Annotated in this window: 19 protein-coding genes; 4 read left to right on the top strand and 15 right to left on the bottom strand. The window is 47.1% G+C overall.

Annotated elements, in window-relative coordinates; all coding sequences use genetic code 11:
- Positions 1 to 6: 6 nt before the first annotated feature.
- The 12 genes from gcvPA to UQ64_RS29480 all read right to left on the bottom strand — a co-directional run bounded on the left by gcvPA (position 7) and on the right by UQ64_RS29480 (position 17,094).
- On the bottom strand, positions 7 to 1,422 hold the full coding sequence (gene gcvPA, locus UQ64_RS29535; RefSeq protein WP_060626997.1) for an aminomethyl-transferring glycine dehydrogenase subunit GcvPA: 1,416 nt from the start codon (positions 1,420 to 1,422) through the stop codon (positions 7 to 9).
- 56 nt (positions 1,423 to 1,478) lie between these two features.
- Positions 1,479 to 2,261, bottom strand: coding sequence for an SDR family NAD(P)-dependent oxidoreductase (locus tag UQ64_RS29530; protein WP_060626996.1), 783 nt, complete (start codon positions 2,259 to 2,261; stop codon positions 1,479 to 1,481).
- A gap of 17 nt (positions 2,262 to 2,278) precedes the next feature.
- A complete protein-coding gene (gene ebgA, locus UQ64_RS29525) occupies positions 2,279 to 5,431 on the bottom strand; it encodes a beta-galactosidase subunit alpha (protein WP_060626995.1) in 3,153 nt (1,050 codons plus the stop codon).
- A gap of 116 nt (positions 5,432 to 5,547) precedes the next feature.
- Positions 5,548 to 6,360 (bottom strand): carbohydrate ABC transporter permease, encoded by an 813-nt coding sequence (locus UQ64_RS29520; RefSeq protein WP_060626994.1) that lies wholly within the window; start codon positions 6,358 to 6,360, stop codon positions 5,548 to 5,550.
- The gene (locus tag UQ64_RS29515) at positions 6,357 to 7,346 is read right to left on the bottom strand and encodes a carbohydrate ABC transporter permease (RefSeq protein WP_060626993.1); all 990 of its coding nucleotides are present in this window, start codon (positions 7,344 to 7,346) and stop codon (positions 6,357 to 6,359) included. The genes UQ64_RS29520 and UQ64_RS29515 overlap by 4 nt, the downstream gene beginning before the upstream one ends.
- Before the next feature lie 26 nt (positions 7,347 to 7,372).
- A complete protein-coding gene (locus UQ64_RS29510; RefSeq protein ID WP_167348539.1) occupies positions 7,373 to 8,596 on the bottom strand; it encodes an ABC transporter substrate-binding protein in 1,224 nt (407 codons plus the stop codon).
- Positions 8,597 to 8,753: 157 nt separating this feature from the next.
- Positions 8,754 to 9,977, bottom strand: a complete 1,224-nt coding sequence (locus UQ64_RS29505; RefSeq protein WP_060626991.1) for a response regulator transcription factor — start codon at positions 9,975 to 9,977, stop codon at positions 8,754 to 8,756.
- Positions 9,955 to 11,703, bottom strand: coding sequence for a cache domain-containing sensor histidine kinase (locus tag UQ64_RS29500; RefSeq protein ID WP_060626990.1), 1,749 nt, complete (start codon positions 11,701 to 11,703; stop codon positions 9,955 to 9,957). Before UQ64_RS29500 ends, UQ64_RS29505 begins: the two co-directional genes overlap by 23 nt.
- A 139-nt stretch (positions 11,704 to 11,842) precedes the next feature.
- Positions 11,843 to 13,549, bottom strand: a complete 1,707-nt coding sequence (locus tag UQ64_RS29495) for an amylo-alpha-1,6-glucosidase (RefSeq protein ID WP_060626989.1) — start codon at positions 13,547 to 13,549, stop codon at positions 11,843 to 11,845.
- Between the two features lie 339 nt (positions 13,550 to 13,888).
- Entirely contained in the window at positions 13,889 to 15,586 is a 1,698-nt protein-coding gene (locus UQ64_RS29490; protein WP_060626988.1) for a hypothetical protein, read from the bottom strand.
- A 61-nt stretch (positions 15,587 to 15,647) separates the two neighbouring features.
- A complete protein-coding gene (locus UQ64_RS29485) occupies positions 15,648 to 16,493 on the bottom strand; it encodes a TolB family protein (RefSeq protein WP_245238306.1) in 846 nt (281 codons plus the stop codon).
- Positions 16,494 to 16,644: 151 nt separating this feature from the next.
- On the bottom strand, positions 16,645 to 17,094 hold the full coding sequence (locus UQ64_RS29480; RefSeq protein WP_060626987.1) for a VOC family protein: 450 nt from the start codon (positions 17,092 to 17,094) through the stop codon (positions 16,645 to 16,647).
- A 96-nt stretch (positions 17,095 to 17,190) separates the two neighbouring features.
- On the opposite strand from UQ64_RS29480, the gene UQ64_RS29475 reads away from it, so the two are divergent.
- A complete protein-coding gene (locus tag UQ64_RS29475; protein ID WP_060626986.1) occupies positions 17,191 to 18,129 on the top strand; it encodes a helix-turn-helix transcriptional regulator in 939 nt (312 codons plus the stop codon).
- A gap of 2 nt (positions 18,130 to 18,131) precedes the next feature.
- On the opposite strand, the gene UQ64_RS31855 is transcribed toward UQ64_RS29475, so the two are convergent.
- Positions 18,132 to 18,425 carry a hypothetical protein gene (locus UQ64_RS31855; RefSeq protein ID WP_060626985.1) on the bottom strand — a complete coding sequence of 98 codons (294 nt, stop codon included), beginning with the start codon at positions 18,423 to 18,425 and terminating at the stop codon, positions 18,132 to 18,134.
- Between the two features lie 117 nt (positions 18,426 to 18,542).
- Here UQ64_RS31855 and UQ64_RS29465 point away from each other — a divergent pair, with 117 nt between their 5' ends.
- The 3 genes from UQ64_RS29465 to UQ64_RS29455 all read left to right on the top strand — a co-directional run bounded on the left by UQ64_RS29465 (position 18,543) and on the right by UQ64_RS29455 (position 20,665).
- Complete coding sequence (locus tag UQ64_RS29465; RefSeq protein ID WP_060626984.1) at positions 18,543 to 19,109, top strand: TetR/AcrR family transcriptional regulator; 567 nt, start codon at positions 18,543 to 18,545, stop codon at positions 19,107 to 19,109.
- A gap of 85 nt (positions 19,110 to 19,194) precedes the next feature.
- Complete coding sequence (locus UQ64_RS29460) at positions 19,195 to 20,187, top strand: DUF4003 family protein (RefSeq protein WP_060626983.1); 993 nt, start codon at positions 19,195 to 19,197, stop codon at positions 20,185 to 20,187.
- Between the two features lie 19 nt (positions 20,188 to 20,206).
- Positions 20,207 to 20,665 (top strand): GNAT family N-acetyltransferase, encoded by a 459-nt coding sequence (locus UQ64_RS29455; RefSeq protein WP_060626982.1) that lies wholly within the window; start codon positions 20,207 to 20,209, stop codon positions 20,663 to 20,665.
- 72 nt (positions 20,666 to 20,737) lie between these two features.
- On the opposite strand, the gene UQ64_RS29450 is transcribed toward UQ64_RS29455, so the two are convergent.
- Positions 20,738 to 23,383, bottom strand: coding sequence for an ABC transporter permease (locus tag UQ64_RS29450; RefSeq protein WP_060626981.1), 2,646 nt, complete (start codon positions 23,381 to 23,383; stop codon positions 20,738 to 20,740).
- 13 nt (positions 23,384 to 23,396) lie between these two features.
- A complete protein-coding gene (locus UQ64_RS29445; RefSeq protein ID WP_042184895.1) occupies positions 23,397 to 24,098 on the bottom strand; it encodes an ABC transporter ATP-binding protein in 702 nt (233 codons plus the stop codon).
- Positions 24,099 to 24,335 lie beyond the last annotated feature (237 nt).

The raw sequence follows: 24,335 nt of genomic DNA, 5'->3' as shown, positions 1-24,335 counted from the left end.
TTCCTCCTACTCTTCTGTCTTTTGATTCTTGCAGACAATGCTATCGACAGCTGACGCAAGCCGGTTCAGATCTGTCTGCAGATGAATTTCAGTTACGCAATAAAGGGCACATTGTCCCCACTGGGGATAAGCGGAGGACAGATCTTTTCCTCCGAAAATCCCTACTTCCAAAAGACGCTTGTTAATCTCAGCAACAGACAATTCGGTCTCATTGAAATCTAAGACAAATTCTTTGAAGAAGACTGTATCTTTGAATCGCAATGAAACCCCGGGAATGGCACACAGCTTATTCGCCGCGTATTGGGATTTCTGCATAATGGTCTCCCCGACTTCCTGCATACCCGCTGGTCCAAGCAAGGATAGATAGACTCCGGCGGTAATTCCCCACAGTGCTGTCTGTGTTCCCACCGACTCCTTCCCCTTCTCCCGGAGAGCAAAGGACGTACGCTCATAGGCCACATCGCCGAAGCCATACTCGCCTTCCACCTCAGTAGGAACAATACCGAACAGGCGGGACGGATATTCCATCACATAAGTTTCTTCATCCCGGGTGGCGATGAATCCGGCTTGACCCCCACCATAGTTCATGTGCATGCCAAGTGGTTGTAAATCCCCACAGACAATATCAGCACCGTAACGGCTTGGAGGTTCCAGTACGCCAAGGGAGATCGGATCAACGCCGACAATAGAGATAGCGTTCACCGCGTGGACAAGCTCAGATATTTCAGCGCCTTGATCCTCAATAACGCCGAGGTAACCCGGATTCTCGAAGTAGAACGCCGCTGTTCCTTCCTCAAGCTTGCCTTGCAGATCATCCAGATCTATCTTTCCTGTCAACGGATCAATCTCCACGTACCTAATTTCCATTACAGGTGTACAGTAATTGGTTATGATCTTGGCTTTATCCGGATCGACGGATCTGGAGATCAGCGCAATCCTGCGGCCTGTAATCCTACCTGCCATTCGGATGGCCGTGGCGGCCGCCTGTGCCCAGTCGAAGGTAGGGACGTTAACGACGTCCATATCGACGAGTTCGGCCATCAGACTTTGATATTCGAACAAGGACTGAAATCGGCCGTGATCTTCGTAAGGCTCTCCTGCATAAGCCGTCACGAACTCCGAGCGCTGATTAATTTCATCGCATACAGCCGGAACGAAATGCTGCCAACAGCCAGCTCCGAGGAAGTTGATATAATCGGCGCCATGCTTGTTCTTCGCAAGCAGAGCCTCGATATGTCGACGAAGCTCATATTCATTCATAGCTGGAGGAAGACTCATCACCCGCTTGAGCTTCAGACTATCCGGAATCGCATCATGCAGCTGATCGATGGAGCTCAGGCCGATTTCCTTCAGCATTGCCTCCCGGACTTCCGGTGCTGTATTCGGGATATAGGGATGGGCATAAGTTCTGTGTTCAGACAAGGTTAACGCCTCCGTCCTTAAAAGGTTGATTTTAAATGTTCATCATTTCTTAGTCGTTAGGCAATGCCTCCGCCGTCCACAACAAGTACACTTCCAGTGACCCAGGAAGACAGATCGCTGGCTAGGAACAATACCGCATTCGCGATATCACTTGGCGTACCCAATCGCTCCAGTGGACGCCCTCCAGCAGAGGCTACCAGGAAGGCCGCTTCGTCCTGTTGAAGCTGCTTGGCCTCATCGCGCAGAAGCGGCGTATCCGTGTCACCTGGGGACACGCAGTTCACGCGAATGTTCGCGGGGCCGTGGTCAATGGCCATAGCCCGGGTGAGGTTAACCACACCCGCCTTGGCTGCGCAATAGGAAGCGGCTCGGTCCCCGCCTTTAAGGCCCCAGCCAGAGCCGGTATTAATGATGCTGCCTCCTCCTCCACGCTCCATCACCGGGATCATATATTTGGAGAGCAGATAGACTCCCTTAAGTGATACATTCATCACCAGATCCCAGTCGGCTTCCTCAAGCTCGACAACGGTCTTGCGGCGGATAATCCCCGCATTGTTAAACAGAATATCGACTTTGCCGTATATGTTCTCAATCTCCGAGGCTACACGCTTGCAGTCCTCCGAAGAGGAAACATCGCAGCGGTGGAAGCTAGCCGCCCCTCCCCGCCCTTTAATCTCATGAACAGCCTGCTCCCCTTGCCTTACATTGATGTCCAGCACAACAACATGTGCTCCGAAATCTGCAAGCAGTCCGGCCGTAGCAAGGCCAATACCTGAAGCACCTCCGGTAACAACAGCTATCTTTCCGCTTAAATTAAGTACATCCTGTGTGTGGAGCATGCTGTCCCCTCCTCTCATTATTGTGGTTGTGGTAACCCGTTCAGCATTTGTCTAGCAAGCCACTCTGGCGTGGTATCTTCTGATAAAAACGGAATGAGCAGAATACAGAATGTAAAAGCTTCCGATGTTACCTTATGATTCGGCATCTGAGCAGGTCCACAACTATTGCTGCCCAGCCCATTCTGCCGGTAATCCAGATTCAGCGTAACGAAGTCACGCGGAACAAGCTCGCTTGCATGTTGTGCCTCTTCAAGATCCTTGTCCGTATAACGGCGCGCGCTGAATTCAAGAGTCGGAACCCCCGCAGCAAGTAGACCAAGTCCGGATGCATCTGTAACGGATATCCATCTAACATCCATCCGGTTCCCATTCTCCTGCGGATATATATATGGAGTGAATAGTCCATCAATTGAAGCTGTATACACTCCAACACGGCATGCCTCTTTGCTGTCTGAGTAATTCTCACCGGGACCCCGGCCATACCATTTCACCCGATCCATATCGCCTGGAATCTCCATCTGGAGTCCAATCTTAGGCAGCATTTCTGGCGGCTTGCCCTCCGGTGTGCCCTGCACATCCATAGTGATTTGCCCTATGCTGGTTACGGTATAGGTAGTTACACACCGGAAACCCCAATCAAAAACTGGCGGAGCAATCCTGGAGCTTACAGTAATGCAGATGGTTCCTTCGTCAAGCCGGGTCCAGCTAACCTCATCAATGCGTTCTGTTAGTCGGTCCAGATGCGCTTTGCGCCAGTCCGGTAGCACATACATGTCATTGTCGATCGGCGCACGCCAGAAATTCAGCCGCGGTCCGGCCTTCATTAGCTCCTTGCCATTTAGACGAAGCGAACCAATTCGCCCGCTCCTCGTATCAAAGGTCATACGGAAATCATCATTTGTGAGAATGATTTGCCCAGCAGCTTCTGTACAGTGAAGATTCTGCCTGATCTGTTGACTTCCCATCCGGATAGCAGCACTGGAGGGCTCATCTGAATGCCCTGTATGACTGTCGCTAACTTTATTCTCTACCTCATCCTGCATTAGAAATTGGACCCAAGCCACTTCATGACCCTGCTCCGCCCAAAGACAATCAGCCGCGATCGAGAAGCGGATGTTTAACCACCGTTCCGCATCCGTGCTGTGAAGGAGAGCATCGAGACTGTGGTCATAAGGAATCTCCACTTCCGCCTGTCCGCCCGCTTCAATCTCTGGCAGTGCAAGAACTCCGCTTTGAACGGTACGTCCATCCATGGTAATGCTCCAATCAGCATATAGGTGATCCAATGTCAGGAAATCATAGCGGTTAATCACATTAACCTTGTTCCTGCTTATATACTCGACCCGAACCGGCTCGATAATTTTCTTGTATTCAAGTAGACCCGGTGATGGCGTTCGGTCCGGCCGGACCAGACCGTCTATGACGAAGTTGCTGTTATTGGGTACATCCCCGAAGTCCCCGCCATAAGCGTAATCAGCCTTCCCATCTGCCGTCTTCCAGCTCAATCCGTGGTCAATCCATTCCCACACAAAACCGCCCTGCAGTCTATCGTACTTGTCAAAAGTATCAAAATAAGGTCTTAATCCACCGGGTCCGTTGCCCATGGCATGCGCGAATTCACACAGAATATGCGGCTTCGGATGGTCAGCCAACTGACCGAAGCCTTCCATTTTCTCAACGGAGGAGTACATCGTGCTTACCACATCACAGACTTCAGCTTCTCGGTCTTCTTCGTAATGAATAAGCCGTGTCGGGTCAGCTTCTCTGCACCACTGCGCCATCGCCCGGAAATTGCAGCCGAAGCCGGACTCATTCCCAAGCGACCAGAAGATCACGGAAGGATGATTCTTGTCGCGCTCGACCATTCGCTGAACGCGCTCCACGTAGGCTTCCTGCCAGGCGGGATCGTCGCTGAGTCTGGAAATATTGCCAAGTAGTTCGAACCCGTGTGTCTCCAGATCGGTCTCTTCCATAACATATAAGCCGTACTCATCACACAGCTCATAGAACCGGGGATCATTCGGATAGTGCGCGGTTCTTACGGCGTTTATATTGTGCTGCTTCATCATCTTGATGTCCTGTAGCATGTCGGAGACGGTGACTGTGCGACCGGTATCAGGATGATGATCGTGACGGTTGACCCCTTTGAGCTGAATCGCCTTTCCGTTCACCAGGAACTGGCCGCCGCGCACCTCAATTGTGCGGAATCCAACCCGCTGGGCTGCTATCTCTACCATCTCTCCACTTTCTTCCTGCAAAGTGATCAGCAGATGATATAAATTGGGGGATTCCGCACTCCACAGTTCCGGCTGCCCTACCGGTATTACAAACTTTACATCTCTTCCTGCAGTAACCTGGTCCTCAGCCAAGGCAACAGATTCACCAGTCCGTTTAAGCAGCTCAAGCCGCAGACGGCCCTGTACAGCAGCTTCCCCTTGTATGTTCACTAGAACGGACAAGATCCCATCTCGGTAAGATTCATCCAGTTCCGTTATAATCCGATAATCGGCAATACGGAGGGAAGCAGGCTCGGAGAGCAGATACACATCTCTAAAAATCCCGCTCATCCACCACATATCCTGATCTTCCAGATAACTGCCGTCTGACCATTGGTACACTCTAACGGCTAAGGTATTGAGTCCCGGTTTCACATAAGGAGTGAGATCGAATTCTGAGGTCAGACGGCTGCCCTGACTGTATCCGACCGATTTGCCGTTCACCCAGATATGAAACGCACTATCCACCCCGTCGAATTTAATGGCGACATTCCGCCCCTTCCACGATTCGGGCAACATAAACGCTCTCACATAACTGCCTGTCGGATTCTCATCAGGCACATGCGGGGGATCTGCCGGGAACGGATAATATAAGTCCGTATAATGTGGAGTTCCGTACCCTTGTAACTGCCAGTGCCCCGGCACCTGAATCTCATCCCAGCCGGAAGAATCATACCCTTCCTCGTAGAAGTGTTCCGGAGCCCACTTTGGACCTTTTGCATAGTTGAACTTCCACATGCCGTTCAAGGATTTGAACCAGGGTGAGCTTCCCCTATTGTAAGTTAGTGCCCCTGACGAGTCAGAATAGGGGATGAAGTAGGCCCGGCTTTTGGACCGCCCTCGCTGAAGGACGTCAAGATCATCCCAATCCCTCCCGTTAGTTTGCTGTGTCATGGCTCATTTCTCCTCTCTTTTCTCTACTCTGCACTTTTGCTATCTGTTCTGTTCAGTTCTCTGTTCCTTGTCAAATGTGTCATTCTCTATCAGCTTCGTGTACCCGTTACAGCCAACTAACCTTTAATGCCCGTAGTCGCAATGCCTCCAACAATGTAGCGCTGAGCGAAGAAAAAGATCGTCAGCGGTGGGATCGAGATCAGACAAGTAATGGCCATAATAGACTGCATATCCACACCGAACATCCCTTTGAACTGCGATAGTCCCAGCGTCAATGTGTACTTCGTCTGGTCGTTAAGAAAAATAAGCGGACCAAGATAATCGTTCCAGCAGCCCATCATCTGGAACACAGCGACCAGGATCAGCGAGGGACCCATCAACGGAACAATAATACGCGTCAATACGGTCAACTTACTGGCTCCATCGATTGTAGCTGCTTCGTCCAGCTCACGCGGGATGGTGAGAATGAACTGCCGCAGTAGGAAAATGAAATAGGCAGACCCAAAGAAGGACGGTACAATAAGGGGTTTAAGCGTATTAATCCATTCTAGAAGGTTAAACAACATATACTGCGGGATCATGGTGACTTCCCAGGGTATCATCATCGTTGCCAGCACAACTAGGAACAGAAAGTCCCTGCCCTTGAACTGGAATCTGGCGAATCCATAAGCAACGAGCGTACAAGAAATCAATTGACCGAGCGTCGACAGGACAGTAATCAACAGTGTATTTTTCAGAAACAAATTGAAGGGCTGAATGTTCCACGCCTCTGCAAAATTGCTGAACTTCCATACAGAAGGAATCCATTTTGGTGGAAACAGATACAGCTCGGACTGTGACTTGAGTGCAGTCGTAACCGCCCAGAACAGCGGAGCCATGAACAACAGTGAAAAAAAGAGCAGCAGCACGTAAACGAGTATTTTCTTCACAAAGAACGTCTCCTTCCTTGACCCTTCAGCTTCTCCTGAGGATTCTTCTTCATTTCACCTTCGTAGAACACCCAGGCTTCCGAGGATTTGAACACAATGAAGGTCAAGCTGAGCACGATCAGGAACATGAACCAGGCGTTAGCTGCCGAATATCCCATTTTGAAATACTTAAACGCATTCTCATACATGTACATGGCATAGAAATAGGTTGCTTTCATTGGACCGCCTCCGGTCAGCAATAAAGCCAGGGTCAGCTGCTGGAAGGCTGCAATGATGGAAGTAATTAAGTTGAATAAAATCGTCGGTGTGATCATCGGAATCGTCACACTGAAGAATTGTCTGATCTTACCTGCCCCATCAATGGAAGCGGATTCATAAAGGTCTTTCGGAATCCCTTTGAGGCCAGCCAGAAAGATCAGCATCATCGAGCCTTGTCCCCAGAGACTTGCGACCACCATCGCAACTAATGACCATTGCTTATCGTTGAGCCAATCAGGGCCCTGAATGCCGATCAGGGACAGGAAGTAATTCAGAATCCCGTAATCACCGCTGTATACCCAAGACCAGATCATAGCCAGAGCGACACCGGATATAACGGAGGGAATATAAAAGGCGGTTCGGAATATAGCACTCCCCCGTGTCTTCTGATTCAAGAGAATTGCAAGCCCAAGCGCCACAATGATGTTCAATGGAACGAACAATGCCGCAAATTTGAGCGTGACCCCTAGTGAGGTCCAGAATAACGGGTCATCCGTAAACATTTCCGCATAATTGCCAAACCCGATAAAGCGTACTTCGCCGACAATCGGCCAATCGAAAAAAGAGATGATAAGGGAAAATAACAATGGCCCCAAGGTGAACACGAGGAATCCGAAGATCCAGGGAAAAATGAAGAGGTAGGGAACAACCCCACCCCATCTACGTTTTCGTGTAGGCTTGAGCTGGGCTATAGGTTCCCCTGCTTGATGCAGAAAGGTCTGAGCCATCTCTTAACCTTCTTTCTGTAAATGTGTTATTTCAAATAACGTTCACTATCTTTAACAGCCTGATTCAGTACTTCCTGGGCGTTTTCGCCGTGCATAACCGCTTCCACCGCTGCAGAGAGTTGGCGGTTCACTTCATTCCATTTCGGATTGAGCAGGAACGCCGGTGTGTTGCTGGAACGCTCCAGCATCGTGTAATAAGGTTTATAGAGCGGGTCCTGATCCTTCTTCAGCTCGTTTACGACACTGACCCTTACAGGCAGATCCGCGACACGCATCTTGATAGAATCATTGGACACATAGAATTTCACGAATTCCCAGGCCAGATCTTTCTGCTTCGAATCCTTGGCAATGGACAAGGCGGACTCTGCAAGCACCCCTTTGACCGGTTTGCCCGGGAAGGCTGGGATTTCGACCGTTCCTACATCTATGCCTGCAGTCTTGAACGATTCCAGCGGCCAGATACCGCTCTCCCACATAGCGATTTTACCTGCTTTAAAAATGTCATCCCCGCTCTGTTGGCCTTTGCCTCCGGTCAGCACAGCCGAGCCGTTCTTAACCATGTCGCCGAGCATCTGGATGGACTCAGCCGTCTCTTTGCTGTTCATAAATCCTTCAATCGTTTTGCCGTCATCGGAGATGAATGAGCTTCCGTTGCTCCATACGAAGCTCTGCAGGTCATACGTATCATTCTCTGCGCGAACCCCGAACCCGTACTGCTTCTTCGACTTATCGCTGAGCTTGGCCGCGATGTCCTGGAATTGCTTCCATGTCCATCCATCCTTCGGATAAGGGACCTTTCCCTCATCGAACAACTTCTTGTTGTAATAGACTACGCGTGTGGTGAACCCTGCCGGAATGCCATAAAGCTTGCCGTCAATTTTTCCGTAATTGAACAATCCAGGATAGAAATCTTCAATGTTCAATTCTTTATCATTGCTCGAATAGCTGTCCAGCGGTTCCAGAGATTGATGATAGGTTGGGAAATCCCACATATACATCACATCAGGCGGATTGGTCGCCCCGAATCCGGCGGCAAGCTTCTGATCAAAACCGTCTGCATAAGCCTCTACCTGAACCTTTGTGCCCGGATGGGCTGCTTCGAATTTCTTGGCGATGTCTTGCTCAATCTTGAGCGCGTCCCCGGTATCCCAAGTCGCAAAGCGAAGCGTCTTCGTCTCCCCTGAGCCCGCGGCGCCTGTGGATGATGAGCTCTCGCTGTTTCCCCCACAAGCCGTGACCATAGTTGCCATTAACGTTGTGGCAAGTACAATAAGAGAAATTTTCTTTTTCACTGTGGCAGCCTCCCCTTTGAATGAGGTAATAATAATTGAACCGCTTTCATCTTAACTTTTATGAAAGCGGTTCAAAACCGATATCTATTCGAATGTTTGCGTACTTTTGTTCGATTTAAAGTCCGGGGTGTCCATCTGTTCGGATCACGGCGTCTTTTTGTTGTATGCGGTAATGACTAGGCGTCTGACCTGTGCAGCGCTTGAACCATTTGCTGAAATATTTGCTGTCTCCCAGCCCAGTCCGCTCCGCAATGTCCTGCATCGTCAACTGCGTATCCCGCAGCAATTCTTTGGCCAGCTTAAGCTTCCGTTTATATTGGAAAGCTACAAAGCTATCGCCCACTGTCTTCTTAAACAGGATCGAGAAATGGCTTCGGCTAAGCCCCACCTGGCTCGCCAAGTCGCTAACCGACCAATCCGCCCCAGGGTTATCGTGCAGAAGCTTTACGGCCTTCCAGATCGGTTCAGGCCAGTCCTGAGACGAAATACCATGCAGCTTCTCCACTTCTGCTTCCTTGTGAAGCGCCATGAAGGCCTTGCTTAAATCTTCAGTGTTGGCTAGCGGTCCTCTCTTGGCCCAATTCAGCTTCTCCGTTTGGCTTTTCATCTGAACGAGCAGGCTACCCGCAGTCTCCAGCTCTTCACCAGGTACAATCCAATAGCATAGGTCCTCACCGTAAGGGATAATAACTGATGCGCTGTCGGGCATCCGGCGATTCCCATCCTCATTAACCTTGACGAGATCCAGATAGGTACGATCACACCGGCAGGTCTTGACCAGATAAATGTACAAGGGTCCCCTGTTCAGCGGCAGTTTCTCCCCAATGAGCTTATCCATTTCTTCAACAAATTTGCTGCTGTGTCCACTCTGCCAGGCAAACAAGAGAGAGCCCAGCCGTTCTCCATAGATTTCGCTTGTTTCAGTATCCTCCGCTACGGAAGTCTGCGATGTCAGCTCCCTCTGGAACTTCTCCAGCATTCCTTCCAGTTCTTCATCTTCAAAGGCCGTCTTAAGCAAATATCCTGAAGCCCCCAGCTTGATTCCCTGCTGGGCGAATTCGAAATCACGGTGACAGCTCAGCAGAATAATCCGGGTGTCTTTATCCACTTCTTTAACTTTGCGTAACAGTTCAATCCCATTCATCTCCGGCATGACAATATCGGTAATCACTACTTGAGGCAGATGAATCTGATAGGCCTCCCAGGCTTTAAGACCGTTCGGCGCATCCGCCACCACTTCCATCCCATACTTATGCCAAGGTATTGTGGAGCGAAGCCCTTTTCGCACGATACTCTCATCATCTGCAATTAACACTTTAATGGTCTTGGTTGTCTCCATGCGGACTCTCCTCCTTCTTGGGCCACCGAATTATGATAGTAGTGCCTTCACCTTTTGTGGATTGAACCGTTAATCCATACTGCTGTCCGAAATGAAGCTTGAACTTCTGGTTAGCGTTCTGAACGCCGAGTCCTCCACGTCCCTGGGGTTTACTTTCCGGCTTTGCAAGCATAAGCGTCCTCAGCTTCTCTTCTGTAATCCCTGCACCGTCATCAGACAATGTTAACAACAGATGCTCGCCTTCCTCCTGTACACTTAATGAAATGTTCCCCTTCCCGTCTTCAAATCCATGAAAAAAGATGTTCTCGAAGAGCGGCTGAAGGGTCATACGGGGAATCAGATACGGCTTAAGCTCTTCGCCACAGGTCTGTTCATAACTGAATGCGGACCCATAACGGATCTCCTGTATTTTCAGAAAATGCTCAATCATGCGGAGTTCACGGCCTAGAGTGATCAACTCCTGAGAGATATCCAGATTACCTTCGAGCACCATCGTCAGATGATAGAGCATCTGGCGGATATCCTCAGCCCCTTGGAGCCTTGCCTTCCACTGGATAGAGTTTAGCGTATTGAAGAGCAGATGTGGATTAATTTGGTAATGGAATGCCTTGAGCTCGGCTTCCTTCTTCAGCCGCTCACTCTGCTCCACTTCCTCTACTAGGGATTGAATTCCCCCCACCATGCGGTTGAAGCTGGTATCTAGGCTTCCGAGTTCATCTTTGCCTTCCACCAGGGTCCTCGTATGCAGCTTACCAAAGCTGACCTTCTGCATCGAGTCTTTCAGCCTGCGGATTCGAGCTGTAAATTTGGATGAGAATATATAAGCTAGCCCAAAGGCAAGCAGACAAGAAACAATGGCTACAAGTACTGTGTTGTAGCGGATAAGGCTCGAGGAAAAATAGAATGCTTTGGACGATAGTCTCGCTTCAATCTTCCATCCGTTGGCTGTTAGTGTCCTATTCCACACCACATCACTCTCGTTTGGGGTAAACGGAGATTCTGACTGGTAAATGGGCTGCCCTTCGGAATCAGTTATCATCAAATGCGCTTTGGTATCCTCCTCAAACATATGGAACATATGTAGAAGAACCTCCGCATTCTCTTCAATTAAAATAGTGCTCCCATGCTGGGTTCCAGCCGGATTATTAATCCGTACGGCGAGCCCCAGTATAGGCTCCTCGGTATCCGAATCTCCCATGCCATGATTCATAGGATAGAAGCCCAGCCAATAGGGGCCTTTGGATGAATAAGTGATGGACTGCCAGGCGGGAATATTGTTAAGCTTACTGACATCCAGATTATTCTCCCCATAGTAATAACCAGAGCGGGTAATCAGATAAATACCTCTCGTCAGATCCGTCTTAAGTGATTTTAGCAGCGCCTCGAAGTCATCTTTATCCATAATCTCCTGATACGTGGTCGGAACATGGTCACCTAGTCCTCCCCGTGCAGGATCAAGGAGATAAGAATAAATCGTTCCAGTCGTCTGGCTCATCCGGTTCAAAGCGGAACTGATCTGCTGATCAAGTTGTGCCACGGTGTTCTCCCCGTATTTCCCGAATTGGGAGTTGATGACTATAGCGGATTGATAATAGTTCAAGGCCCCCAGTGACAACAGCGGAATAATCGTGACAATAAGAAAGCAAAAGAGCAGCTTGGTCCGGATGCTGAAATAAGAGCGAATAGAGAAGCGATGATATACCTTCTTAAAGAAATGACTCCACATGACTTCTCATCCCCGCCTTATATATTTCATTTTTATAGTTGAAGTGTAGCATGGACTGGCACACTCGGGAATATCTCGAAAAATGGGAAAGCACTTCCCCTCACGCCGGTCTTGACCAGGAGGAAGTGCCCGTATGTTGTTAAGTTGTATATTCGTGCCCCAGTATTAAGAAGACACTTGAGGTCCACGTGAATGCCCTGTCACGAAGACCTTGACCCGTCAGGGCATCGAAGTTCTCGGCCATGCCATTCTTGTTCAGCATTTCGCAGAATCGGCCGGCTACCTCGCTTGCCAGCTCGATATCCCCCGCCGCGGCCACACCTTCCACGAGCAGCATCGTCGATGGTGCCCAGATTGGACCTCTCCAATAGCCATCCGGCGTGTAGTAAGGGCTTTTCACACTCTCAGTAGCCCAGCCGTTCGGCGTCAAGAAGCGGCTCTCATCCCGCAGGCCATCCAGCAGTGAGCGCAAGATTGGCTCCGGCAGCCGCTTGCCAAGCAGAATGGGCACGAAGAGCAGCAGGCTATCGCCGTCAGATACTTCGTGAGTTCCGGAACGGCAAGCTGTGAACCTTCCATCCTTCCAGAAATGACGTAGCATTTTCTCCAGAGTTTCCTCGCCTAATCTTCTCCATGCGGTGCTTTCGTCGGTAAGTCCCAGAAGCCCAGCAATTTCGGCAAGCAGTTCGATCTGCAGGATTAAAAATGCCGCCAGATCCGGACTCTCCACCGGAATCCCGTTATTAAAGGCAGTACTGTTGTCCCAACCCGAATCGTTTCCATGATTGTACTGTGGTATACCGTCCTGGTCGTTATCCCGGAAACGGAACCACCAGTTCGTCCACTTGCTCAAGGGTCCATACACTTCACGAAGATGGGACTCCTTAATATAATCCGTCCGCTGCATCATCCAGGCCAGTGTCCAGCCATGAATAGGCGGCTTGTTGCAGTTCCAGAGCTCATACTTGTCATTGATAAAATCCGGAATTAGACCGCTCTCATCCTGACGGTCGAAGAAGATCATAAACTGATCCCAGGCCAGCTCTGGATGATGCCTAACCAGTGCCATCGCATTGAAGCAGTGATCCCAGCTCCAAATATTTGTCATCCAGTTCTTCGACATATACATAGCTGGCCGGGTCAGGCATCCTTCCGCGGGAACCAAACAGGACCAGGTAATATAAGCCGCCAGTTCACGGCCTTCCTGCCAGCGTTCGGGAACGGTCAAGCTTGCACCCAGCCACTGGTTATATTCGTGTTGCACCTCTTGTACCGCTTCCTCCCATGACGTCCAGGCATCACGCTGTTTCCATACCGTGCGAAACTCTTCCACCGCGAACTCGGCAATTTCCGTACCGTCTTCAGGAATGAACTCCGCCACAATGCGAGAGCTCTTGATTTTGTCCCAAGGTACCTCCATCCGGAGATCCCCTGTTAACCGGGTGAGCATGAACCTGCATTCATGAGTGAAGCTGTTTACTTCAAAGCTGCCTGCGCTGTGTTCATAAGCATAATCGTAGGCTGAGGTACGGAAAGTGAGGCGGATGCCGCATCCTTTGCTCTTAAACCGGACCGTACGGCCATCTGTAATACAGATCTCCGCATAGATGTTTTCGGCATCCGTATTCAAACGAAGTAAAGCAGGCTCGGCTTTAGCCTCATACGGGATATACTGTTTGCTCTCGTCTAACAGTTCAATTTGGAAGGCTTCACCAAATTTATCATCCCCACCACGCACAGTCCGTAAGTAAAGTCCCTCCGCCCTGACACCCGATTCAGGGAGTTCAGAAATAGCCAGAAAGGTGCCTCTTCGGCTGAAGGGTACCGTGTTAAGATTAAAGTTCATATCGTTGGACTCCTTTTCAAGGGAAGTATGCGCCTTCATTTTATCCAAGGCGTCAGAAATGCGGAACAGACAGGTGTTAGCGATGGGGAGTCATATTGTTGGAGTGAGGAGTCTGACGCGTACACGGGTGTCTTTTTGTTAGATGATCAGGGGTACAAATGTTAGCACGTCTTTGTAAACGAGCATATGAATAGGGAAAAGGCTATGAGTTTGGTAGAAAAAAAGGTTATCCGGAATACCTCATGTAGGCATTAACGGGATAACCTTTTGCCGGTCATGTGAATTAAATCGCTCGTGCATGCAATGTTGACATCCTGGTACGGTTGGATCGATTGTGAATCAACTTAATGGGATGGAGTAGAACAGTCGGGATCCTTTATTGTTGGTATACCAGACAATCTTATCCCCACTAATGATAGGACTGCTTTCTGATAGTGCGAAATTCTTAATCGTTTGGATACCGCCAGAGGCTGCTCCCTCTCCATTAATAAGAACATATTTCAGGTCGCCCAGATGATTCTCCTTATCAAATTCCTGCCACAGCACCATCAGCTTGTCATCTGTTATTTTCACCAATTTAGGAATAGAAGCGATCTGATTTGTACCTACATATTTAGCCAAGGTGATGTGGTTCACTGATGTGCTAGACAGGTTGGCTTTTGGCAGAACACTAAGAACGATATCTCTCTGGTCCTTCTCCAGTCCCACCATCTCATAAGACGTATATTCTTTGACAAGCGAATGGTCAATCGTATTCATAGCGACAATATAGTTCGCCGAAGACATCTCAAATCCGCCTATAGAAACGCCGGTGGTGTTCGCTCCGATTTTGCCGGGGATATTAAACAGGTCTACCTCGTTATAGCTGGTTCCATTTCCTTTATTCAGCACAATCGAACGAGGATAGGCATCACCATGATCCACTAGAACATGCGTAGCACCATCAAACAATACATATTGATCAAAAGAGTGGCTAACATGATTCTTCTGGAATCTTCCCAGATCATTCGTCACGGTCATAGTTTGGGTATTCACGATAATGGTGAGCTGAGATTGATGATTTAGTTTATCTTCTGTCGTGTATCTAGTTCGAGAGGTGTGGAATACAAGCGTATCACCAGACTCAGCCATACTACCGGAGCCAGAATCAAAAGGGCTAACCGTATAACTCTCGCCACCCTTAATGGAGACACTATCTACTCTATTGAAGCTTTTATCATAACGGACAATACGAATCACTTCTTTACTATCATTCTCTTCACGGTTCTCTTGTCCAAAAGCAATATAGTTATACTTCTCCCCGCTATAGAAACCGCCAAATATCGGAAGCTCAAACGGAATACTCTTATTTCCAGTCAGTTCAAACTTCTCATTATATGATTCAATCGTAACTTCCTTATTCGCTTCAAGGACACTTACAGTCCCATCATTATTATTCACAAGATAGGAAGTATCCGTACTTTTCCATCTGGGAAAATAAGAAGATACAGCGTTACTCTCGGTCCCCACCGCCGTCTTCACCCGGTAAGCGTGATCTGGAATTTTGGAGAACAACGATATACGATCTGACTGAACATCATATTCGATATCAAATGGAATCTTTCCCGCCAAATCTCGCAACTGAACATAGTTATTCTCATCAATATTGTACGCCGTAATCGACTGCAGCTGCCCATCCACTAGCACTTTAGAGGTCGACAGCGTAGCTGAATAATTTCTATTGCGACTATAATAGTTGCTGCTAGCTTTCTTTTCGGGAGTATAGGCTTGCCCGGTTATGATCTCTATCGCATTGTTTGCTTTATTCCAAGTGATATCAAATTGACTGGCTGTTCCCGAGAAATACTCCGCTACATCGCGCAGCCGGAAATAATTATTGTTCGAGATATTGAACCCGTTCAAATCCCTTTGTTCTCCGTCAAAATATGTACTGCTCTCTGTCACCTTAGCCTTCAGCGCATTGCCCGCAAAGGTTGTAGTGCCGAGCGCTGGTATAACCAGTATTACAATTAACAAAACACTAAAAATCCTCTTCATCCAACTTTTCCCCCATTTATGTATAAATAATAACACTATAATTTTTATCGGTAATTTATGCCTATTCCTCAACCCCGTAACTTACAAACGCCAATCGCTTACTATCCGGGGACCACGAATTCACGTTAATCGTACCTTGTCCTCCAAACAATTGTACTAATGTGCGATAATCTCCTCCTGTGCTTGCCATCAATCGGATCGCAACATCCTTATTCGCAGGATGATCGCCAGGATCTACATCTCCTTTGCGGTAACTAAGGTAGGCAATCGTCTGGCCATTTGGCGATACATGCGGGAACCAGTTGTTACTCTCATCAATAGTCATCTGTGTTTGCTCACTGCCATCGGCATTCATTCGCCATACCTGCATCAGCCCTGTACGCACCGAATTGAACCATATATGTCCCCCATCTGGTGAATATTCAGGCCCATCATCCAGCCCAGGCGAATCCGTCAGTTGTACCTCTACTCCCCCGTCTACTGGAATGGTATAAATATCATACTGACCGTTACGCTCTGCACAATAGGCCAATTCGGCACCATTTGGAGACCAACCATGTAAATAGCTTGGAGCATTCGGTGTAACTAGAACCGGTTCGCCACCCTCCATCGGAAGAGTATATATACGAGATTTACCATCTTCTTTCGTATGATGACTAATTGCGATCTTAGTGTTGTCAAAAGATAGAACATGATCGTTATTACATTCCGTAGCAAACCCCGAGTCAATTTGAACAAGCTCACAGGTTGCTATGTCGAACGAATAGAGACAACCTAGACTATTATAAATAAGACGCTTACCATCGCTCGTCCAATTGGGTGCCTCGATTAAGTAATCAAATGAGCGGAGCGGAGTTCGTTCTCCTGTCTGTACATCTACGATCTCTAATGTGCTAATCACTTTCATTGTCCTCTCTCCCATCGTTAAAATATGTACATAACCCACTTCGACAGCTATTCTAAATACCCTTTCTGCAAAAAAGCCGACCAACATCAGGTTAATCCCTGAATTATGGTCAGCTGAACGGTGAACTTGGTTTATTTTATAAGCAAAGTTGTTAGTGTAATCTTTCGTCGAACATTAATTGGATTTGAATACCAAACGGATCTTCAATAATACCATAGGCTTTGCTAAACACATTACTAGATAAAGGAGCAATAATTTTCACGCGCTCGTCTGTGATTAAGCTACTATAGAAATATTCAATTTCCTCTAAGTCAGCACTTTGAATACATAATGAAGTGTTATTACCCACTGTATATTCTTCACTAGTATTCATAGTATCTTCTGCTATCATTAATTTTGTTTTTCCGATTAACAGGACAGAGTGAGTAATGTAGTCCTTATTTTCATCCGTAAGCTGTATAGAGCTGTCACGTTCTTCCAGTTGTTGATAGGTGACACGTAACAATTCCTCTGCATTAAAATGCTTTTTGTAAAATTCTATAGCTTCCTTTGCTCTTCCCTTCATCGATAAGAAAATAGCTACTTCTAGTGTTGTACTCATCGTATAAATCTCCCTCGTATATTTGATATGTGATCTTAAACTTATTATCATATATAAAGGTATCAAAACATGACACCTTAATAAGGAGCTTTTTATATGAAGAAATCAGAACGATTAAATGACATGATGAGATACTTAAACGGGCGAGAGTTTTTTAATCTAAGTGACCTTATGGAGAAATACAATATTTCAAAAAGCACAGCGCTACGTGATATTAGTTCATTAGAACAATTAGGGATGCCTATTTATTCAGAACATGGCAGACACGGACGTTATGGTATTTTAAAAAATAGATTGTTATCCCCTATTATTTTCACGATAGATGAAGTCTATGCACTGTACTTTGCTATGCTGACGCTAGAATCTTATCAATCTACACCTTTTCATCTAAGTGTTAACAAGCTAAACGAAAAGTTCGAGCACTGTCTGTCGAATACACAAATCAACCAGATTTACAAAATGAAAAAGGTTCTGCAATTCGAAATGTATCAGCATAAGCATGTCAGTCGTTTTTTAGATAAAATCCTTGCAAGTATTCTAAATGAGAGTGCCTGTAACATTGAATATACAAAAAACAGGCAGACAAAAAGCTACCTTGTTCAATTCTTTAGAATCTCCGCGAAGTTTGGTCAATGGTATGCCACTGGAATAGAATTAAATACGAATACATATAGGGTGTTTAGATGTGATCGGATCACCTTTATTGAAGAAGAGGACAGCACAGCCCGCTATACTATAGAAGAACTTCTTAGTCGTTCCTTAGAATTTTATCAATCCGAGAACAGTATTCACTTTGAAGTTGAGATTGCGGAGCAAGCCAAAGATATTTTTTATAAAGAGCATTATCCCTCTATGGAAATAGAAGCTGGCCCGAAAACAGTCATAAAGGGATTCTATAATCCAGGCGAAGAAGATTTCTTGGCTAATTATTTTATGCGATATGGTCATGCTGTTAAATCCGTGAAGCCTGAAGCCTTGAAACATATGATTCAACATAAAATAGAGAAACTCTTGAATCATTATCAAAAAATATAAAACTACTCAAAGGAGGTAAAAAACACGTCTTGGAGAATGGCTTTAGCTTTTTCAAGGTTGCGTGTATCCAGTTGGTTAAGCATGTCTATGATTTGACCCATTTCATCGTTTTCCATTGCTTCAATAGATTCTCCAGCATTTAATAGTTCTTCTTCAGCAACCGCTTCCGAATGAACCCAGGATGCTTCTAAAGTATCCTCGAACGCTTGGATCAGAAGTAACAATTCATCTGAGTCATATCTCTGTAGAAACCGATGAAGCCCTTTATTCATTTCCTTATGTAGAGCGTGATGCAAATCAAATAACCTCCTATTAACAGAGCTACCCGTTTCCAGAATCGCTAAATTGACAGGTTTTATTATGATGATTATAATATTTTAAAAGTATGATTATGAAGCTGTGGAGTGATTAGAATGCCCTATCCCAAAGGCCATAAAATAAAAGTACGGAATAAGATTGTTGAAAGTGCTGCCCAGGCTTTTCGCTCTCATGGTATTCACGATGTAAGTGTTCCGTTCATTATGAAGGGAGCCGGATTGACACATGGCGGGTTCTATTCACATTTTGACAACAAAGAACAGCTGGTCGCCGAAGCCTGCCGGTATGCCATCAGCGATACCATCGCACTTCTGCAGGAAGTCGCTGATCAGGAAGAACAGAATCCCAAAATCAACGCTGTCATTGATTACTATTTAAGTCCGTATCACCGTGACAAAACAGAGATGGGCTGCATTATCCCCGCCCTTTCTGCCGAAATAGCCCGATCCTCAGAAGAAGTTCGGCAGGTATTCACGCAGGAACTGGAGCGGATGATTGCTTTTATCTCCGATCTGGCTGGAATTGAAGTGTCCAAAGGTAGCGCACTGTTCAGCACCATGGTTGGCTCTCTTGTTCTTGCACGGACTGTAAATGATCCTGAACTGAGCGACAGCCTTCTTTCATCAGGCAAACGGTATGCTAAAGAGCTGGTTATGATCTAAAAACAATAAACATCCCAAACAAATGAATCCAACTCAGAAAATTTTCGTAATATTATGAATTATAGATAACTGAGGGGTGTATCCAATGAACGAGCAGTATGCAGCAAGGGTTGAATTGTTCGCAGAGAACGCGCAGAGGATCAAAAAGGCTTTTCCTTGGCAAAATCCAATGGTTAGCCGTTTGGCGGGGTTACTGTACACAGCAGAGAATAAAAGTGCAGATGAGGATGCGATTCGCGCGAGCCAAGAGCTCATTAAAGAAAATACCGGAATGTTTTCTTCGTTTAGGGGTAACTCGGCAATCAGTATTGCTACTATGCTCTCTCTTTCTGCTGACAAGGAACAACAGCTTGCAAACACGCTGACCGTGTATGACTTATTGAAGGACGTCAAATTTAGAGCCTCTGATTATCTTGTCGTTGCCGCTTATCAAATCGCCGCTAATACGACAACAGATCAGTATCAGCGTACGGTAGAACGCGCAAAGATGTTTTACGATAGTATGAAAGCGAAGCATCGTTTCCTTACCGGACATGATGATTATATCTTCTCTGCTATGCTCGGCCTTTCCGATATTGATGTGGACAGCGGCATCGACCGGATGGAGCAGCTTTATACTGCACTTAAGCCCGAATTTATGTCGGGCAACAGCGTGCAAGCTCTGACACAGGTACTTGTTCTTGGAAAAGAAGCTCCTGAAGCATCGGACCGTGTACTGGCTTTACGAGATGCGTTCCGTGCAGAAGGCATTCGATTAGATAAGGAATTCACCCTTTCCTCGCTGGGTGTGCTATCCTTGCTCCCATCCAACAATAAGGACATGGTTACGGAAGTCTCAGAGACCTTCGAATTACTGCGTACCAAAAAAGGCTTTGGCAACTGGTCCATTGTAAAGCAGGAATTGCTACTGCTGTCAGCTGCGCTAGTAGCCTTCAAATATGTGGAGGATGTGCAGAATGGCATCGTAACCTCGATGCTCTCCACCAGTATCACCAATATTGTGATCGCGCAGCAGGCTGCTCTTGCCGGGGCTGCTGCGGCCGCATCCGCTGCGGCTATAGCTTCTTCGTCAAATTAAATGAACAGCGAGGGAAGACATGAACTCGATACAACCAATCACCACTAGAAATGAAGAATGTTTATACCCTCTACTGAATATTTGGGAATCCTCTGTGCGGCATACACATCTATTCCTGTCTGAACAGGACATTGATGCGTTGCGGCCACTGGTTCTACAGGGGATGGAGCATATAAGTCATCTGCTTACTTTTATAGATGACCATGACCAATCGCTTGGCTTCATTGGGGTTCAGAATAACAAGATTGAAATGTTGTTCGTAGAACCTACTGCAATGGGAAAAGGTATTGGAAAATCGCTCGTAGCTTATGCTATACAGGCACTGAACGTACACTACGTTGATGTAAATGAACAAAATCCTCAGGCCTTAGGTTTCTATAAGCATATGGATTTTCAAGTTTTTGATCGTTCTGCACTCGATGAACAAGGGAATCCATTCCCTATCCTGCATATGAAGTTATCGATCGACTCACTTTAAAAGATTCGTTCGCTTCTCAAAGCAAATACCCTTCCAAATTATTTGGAAGGGTATTTGCTAATCCACAAACGCTTATTCTACCGACTTCAACGCCTCAATCATATGAATCCGTTTGAGCTTAATATGCATGAAAGCCATGACAATACCTGAGAACAGCAATGTTAACAGTGCGGCATACACATAGCTTGGCCACTTGATGATCGGAGCGAACATCGTCGCATCCAGCTCAGCTGTATTCAAGACGAAGCTGTGCAATATAATACCAAGACCCGATCCGGCTACAATACCGAGTAAGCTTAGCAGCATATTCTCGCGGTAAATATACAACGTTACTTCCTTATCATAAAATCCCAATACCTTGATGGTTGATAGCTCCCTGATCCGCTCAGAGACATTAATATTGGTCAAATTGTAGAGGACGACAAAAGCCAGAGCGGCCGCTGACACAATGAGTACTAAGGTTACTACATCCATACTCTTCATAGTGTCATCAAAGGCAGTGCCTACGCTGCTGGAAAAGCTGACCGCAGCCACTCCCTCATTGGCGGTTAGCTTCTCGCCGAACTTGTCCTCCCATGCCTTATCATGCATGGTATAGTTCAGCAACTCTGTGTTAAACGCCGGTTCTTGTCCAAATATAGAAGAATAATACACAGGTGTCATATAAACATAGTGCATTACATAGTTCTCTGTAATCCCTGCGACCTTAATCTTGAACGTCTCATTATCCTTGTCCACCACATTCAACTGGTCACCGGGCTCAAGCCCGTATAATTTAGCCAGCTTCTCCGAGATTATAGCGCCCTCGTCCGAAAGCGTGCGTTTTTCTCCACTCACTCGATCCCGCAGCTCCACATAATCGGATATCGCATCAACTGATGCAGGGATGAACATATGCACATCCTGATCATTTACAGCACTGCTGTGCGCTTTCATCGTTTCCTGTGCCACACTTAGTGATCCAGTTATAGTGGACTCGCCAGTGATCAATTGCTCGTAGGCATCCCGCACATCAGCAGACGCATCTTCATGTAGCGCTACAAGTGCATCATATTTCATAATCGTGCCGAACTGCTGGGGGGCAATGCTGCCGATCGAGTCTTTAAGACCAAACCCGGTCAGAATCAGCGCCGTACAGCCGGCCACGCCGAACACAGTCATGAACATCCGCTGCTTGTAGCGGAATAAATTCCGTGCGGTAACCTTCTGAACAAAGCTCAACCGTTTCCATACAAACGTAACTCTCTCCAGTAGAATCCGCTGTCCGCTCTTTGGCGCCTTCGGACGCATCAACACAGAAGCATTGCTACGTAGCTCCACACGTGCCGCAATCCAAGCCGTCAATGTAGTGCAGATTAGCGCCACTATAATGGAAATGATGGAATACGACGGATAGAAGCTTTTGATAAGATCAGGCAGATTATAAAGCGAACTGTACGCATTATAGATAATGGTTGGAAACATGGTAAAACCGAGCGCAAGTCCCGCAACCGAAGCCGTCAAGCTGGCAAGCGTACCATAAACCAAGAATTTGGCCATAATGTCACGGTTGCCATACCCAAGCGCTTTAAGTGTCCCGATCTGCAAACGATGCTCCTCGACCATTCGAGTCATAGTCGTCAAGCTGACCAGCGCAGCAATCAGGAAAAAGAATACCGGGAACGCACTCGCTATTGCCGACAATCGATCAGCGTTGTCTTTATATTCGGCATATCCCGGATTGGCACTTCGGTCAGTAACATAGACCTTTGGGAGCCCCAGTTCTGCAAGCTTTTGCTCCCCTGCAGCCAGTTCTGCCTTGGCAGAGACCAGTCCATCGGCAATGGCTTTCATGTTTGCAGCTTGTTCCTGCTGCACCCCTTCTGGCTGGCGCTTTAAATCGGCGAGCTGCTTCTCGGCGGCGGCCACCTTGCCTCGTCCACTGGACAGCTCTTTCTCGCCTTCCGCGCGCATCTCCGCAAGACGAGCTTCCGGCACACTGGACATCGCCTGCTCTACTGCCTTGGTATGCTGTTCGATCAATCCCTCATACTCTGGTGAATAAGCCTTCACTCCGGTTGTATCCTTGAAGGATAGATAGGCTTCCGTATAGACCGGGAGCTTAAAATCTGACTCCGGGATCGCTGCGAATGCATCCGCCGTCCCTTTACCAATTCCGCTGGTGCCCCGGGTGCTCTTCTCTATAAATTGCGGACTTCGCACAAAGCCCACAACAGTATAATTCAATGTTTCAAAGTTGTTCGACAACTCCGCATCCGTTCCAGCTCCGCTGAACGTGATTTTGTCGCCCAGCGCATACTTTCCAGCCAGCTTGTCATCCAATACGATTTCTCCGGAATCCTCTGGAAGACGTCCTTCAATCATACTGTACTGGTTAAGAGGTTTATCTGAATCGTAAGAATGGACTTTGAGTATCAAAGCATTATTGCCGCTGAACACATCTGCGCTGTAACCCGGCTGGACTTCATCGATCCCCGGTACATCGCTCAGCAGGTCGATGTTATCTTCGGTCAGACCATAGCTGGTCTGCACCTTAAGATCCATCAGTCTCGTCTCTTGATAAAAGGTTCCGGCTGTATCCAGCATATCTGGACCGGCTGACTTGATGCCAGAAAAGAAACTAACACCCAGCATAATGATTGCAAAAATCGAAATGAATCGGGCCTTGGTATGCCTAATTTCACGAAAAATATCTTTCCACAATGCTCTCTTTTTCATAGGTGACTTCTCCTTACCATTCGATATCTTCAACGGATACTGGCGAAGGATTGGTTACCATCTTCCGTACCTTAGCATTGTTAATCTCAATAACCCGGTCTGCCATTGGCGCAATCGCCAAATTATGCGTGATTACGATGACCGTGGTCCCTGTGTTGCGGCAGGTATCCTGAAGGAGCTTGAGCACCTGCTTACCAGTATTGTAGTCTAGCGCACCAGTTGGCTCATCGCATAGGAGCAGCTTCGGTTGTTTAGCTAATGCTCTGGCGATAGCAACACGTTGCTGTTCGCCACCAGACAGCTGAGCCGGAAAATTATCCAGCCGTGCTCCCAGTCCCACATCCTCCAGCACCTTACGCGCATCTAATGCACGCGGGGAAATCTGAGAAGCAAGCTCAACATTCTCAAGTGTGGTAAGATTCGGTACTAAGTTGTAGAACTGGAACACAAAACCCACGTCATTGCGGCGGTAGCCCGTCAACTCCTTGGCACTGAACTTGGCTATGTCCGTACCGTCCACAATGACCTGGCCTTCGTCAGCAGAATCCATCCCGCCAAGAATATTAAGCACCGTCGATTTGCCTGCACCGCTGGGACCGACAATCACTGCAAACTCACCTTTATTTATCTCAAAATCAATTCCGTCGTTGGCTACGATCACACTTTCACCCATTTTGTAACGCTTATACTCATTTTTTACAGCAACAAAGCTCATTTTTCATCCTCCTGTCTCTATCCAAAGCAAGCCTAATCACTTACATTGTTTCAGTTTATCATAATTAGAACGCCCAAGCCCGAATGGCAAACCCTCATTACTCAAGGTTAAATTCACATCATTAATAAATTCATTTTTTTGTAACAATAATGTAACAAGGAAATTTTACTGTAAACGATACTTAGTCATTTGATAGTGTTATAATCACCTTGATTTATTCATTCTTTTCAGGCAAGA

The organism is Paenibacillus etheri (genome assembly GCF_001012825.1).
GTDB lineage: Bacteria > Bacillota > Bacilli > Paenibacillales > Paenibacillaceae > Paenibacillus_AQ > Paenibacillus_AQ etheri.
Note: the sequence above shows the minus strand (reverse complement) of the source record. Positions and strands in the feature narration are given on the sequence as shown.

Excerpts from the sequence above, each read along its gene's own strand:
- UQ64_RS29530 (WP_060626996.1), bottom strand. The coding sequence starts at position 2,261 with ATGCTCCACACACAGGATGTACTTAATTTAAGCGGAAAGATAGCTGTT.
- ebgA (WP_060626995.1), bottom strand. The coding sequence starts at position 5,431 with ATGACACAGCAAACTAACGGGAGGGATTGGGATGATCTTGACGTCCTT.
- UQ64_RS29515 (WP_060626993.1), bottom strand. The coding sequence starts at position 7,346 with ATGGCTCAGACCTTTCTGCATCAAGCAGGGGAACCTATAGCCCAGCTC.
- UQ64_RS29510 (WP_167348539.1), bottom strand. The coding sequence starts at position 8,596 with ATGGCAACTATGGTCACGGCTTGTGGGGGAAACAGCGAGAGCTCATCA.
- UQ64_RS29505 (WP_060626991.1), bottom strand. The coding sequence starts at position 9,977 with ATGGAGACAACCAAGACCATTAAAGTGTTAATTGCAGATGATGAGAGT.
- UQ64_RS29500 (WP_060626990.1), bottom strand. The coding sequence starts at position 11,703 with ATGTGGAGTCATTTCTTTAAGAAGGTATATCATCGCTTCTCTATTCGC.
- UQ64_RS29495 (WP_060626989.1), bottom strand. The coding sequence starts at position 13,549 with ATGAACTTTAATCTTAACACGGTACCCTTCAGCCGAAGAGGCACCTTT.
- UQ64_RS29490 (WP_060626988.1), bottom strand. The coding sequence starts at position 15,586 with ATGAAGAGGATTTTTAGTGTTTTGTTAATTGTAATACTGGTTATACCA.
- UQ64_RS29485 (WP_245238306.1), bottom strand. The coding sequence starts at position 16,493 with ATGAAAGTGATTAGCACATTAGAGATCGTAGATGTACAGACAGGAGAA.
- UQ64_RS29480 (WP_060626987.1), bottom strand. The coding sequence starts at position 17,094 with ATGAGTACAACACTAGAAGTAGCTATTTTCTTATCGATGAAGGGAAGA.
- UQ64_RS29475 (WP_060626986.1), top strand. The coding sequence starts at position 17,191 with ATGAAGAAATCAGAACGATTAAATGACATGATGAGATACTTAAACGGG.
- UQ64_RS29465 (WP_060626984.1), top strand. The coding sequence starts at position 18,543 with ATGCCCTATCCCAAAGGCCATAAAATAAAAGTACGGAATAAGATTGTT.
- UQ64_RS29460 (WP_060626983.1), top strand. The coding sequence starts at position 19,195 with ATGAACGAGCAGTATGCAGCAAGGGTTGAATTGTTCGCAGAGAACGCG.
- UQ64_RS29455 (WP_060626982.1), top strand. The coding sequence starts at position 20,207 with ATGAACTCGATACAACCAATCACCACTAGAAATGAAGAATGTTTATAC.
- UQ64_RS29450 (WP_060626981.1), bottom strand. The coding sequence starts at position 23,383 with ATGAAAAAGAGAGCATTGTGGAAAGATATTTTTCGTGAAATTAGGCAT.
- UQ64_RS29445 (WP_042184895.1), bottom strand. The coding sequence starts at position 24,098 with ATGAGCTTTGTTGCTGTAAAAAATGAGTATAAGCGTTACAAAATGGGT.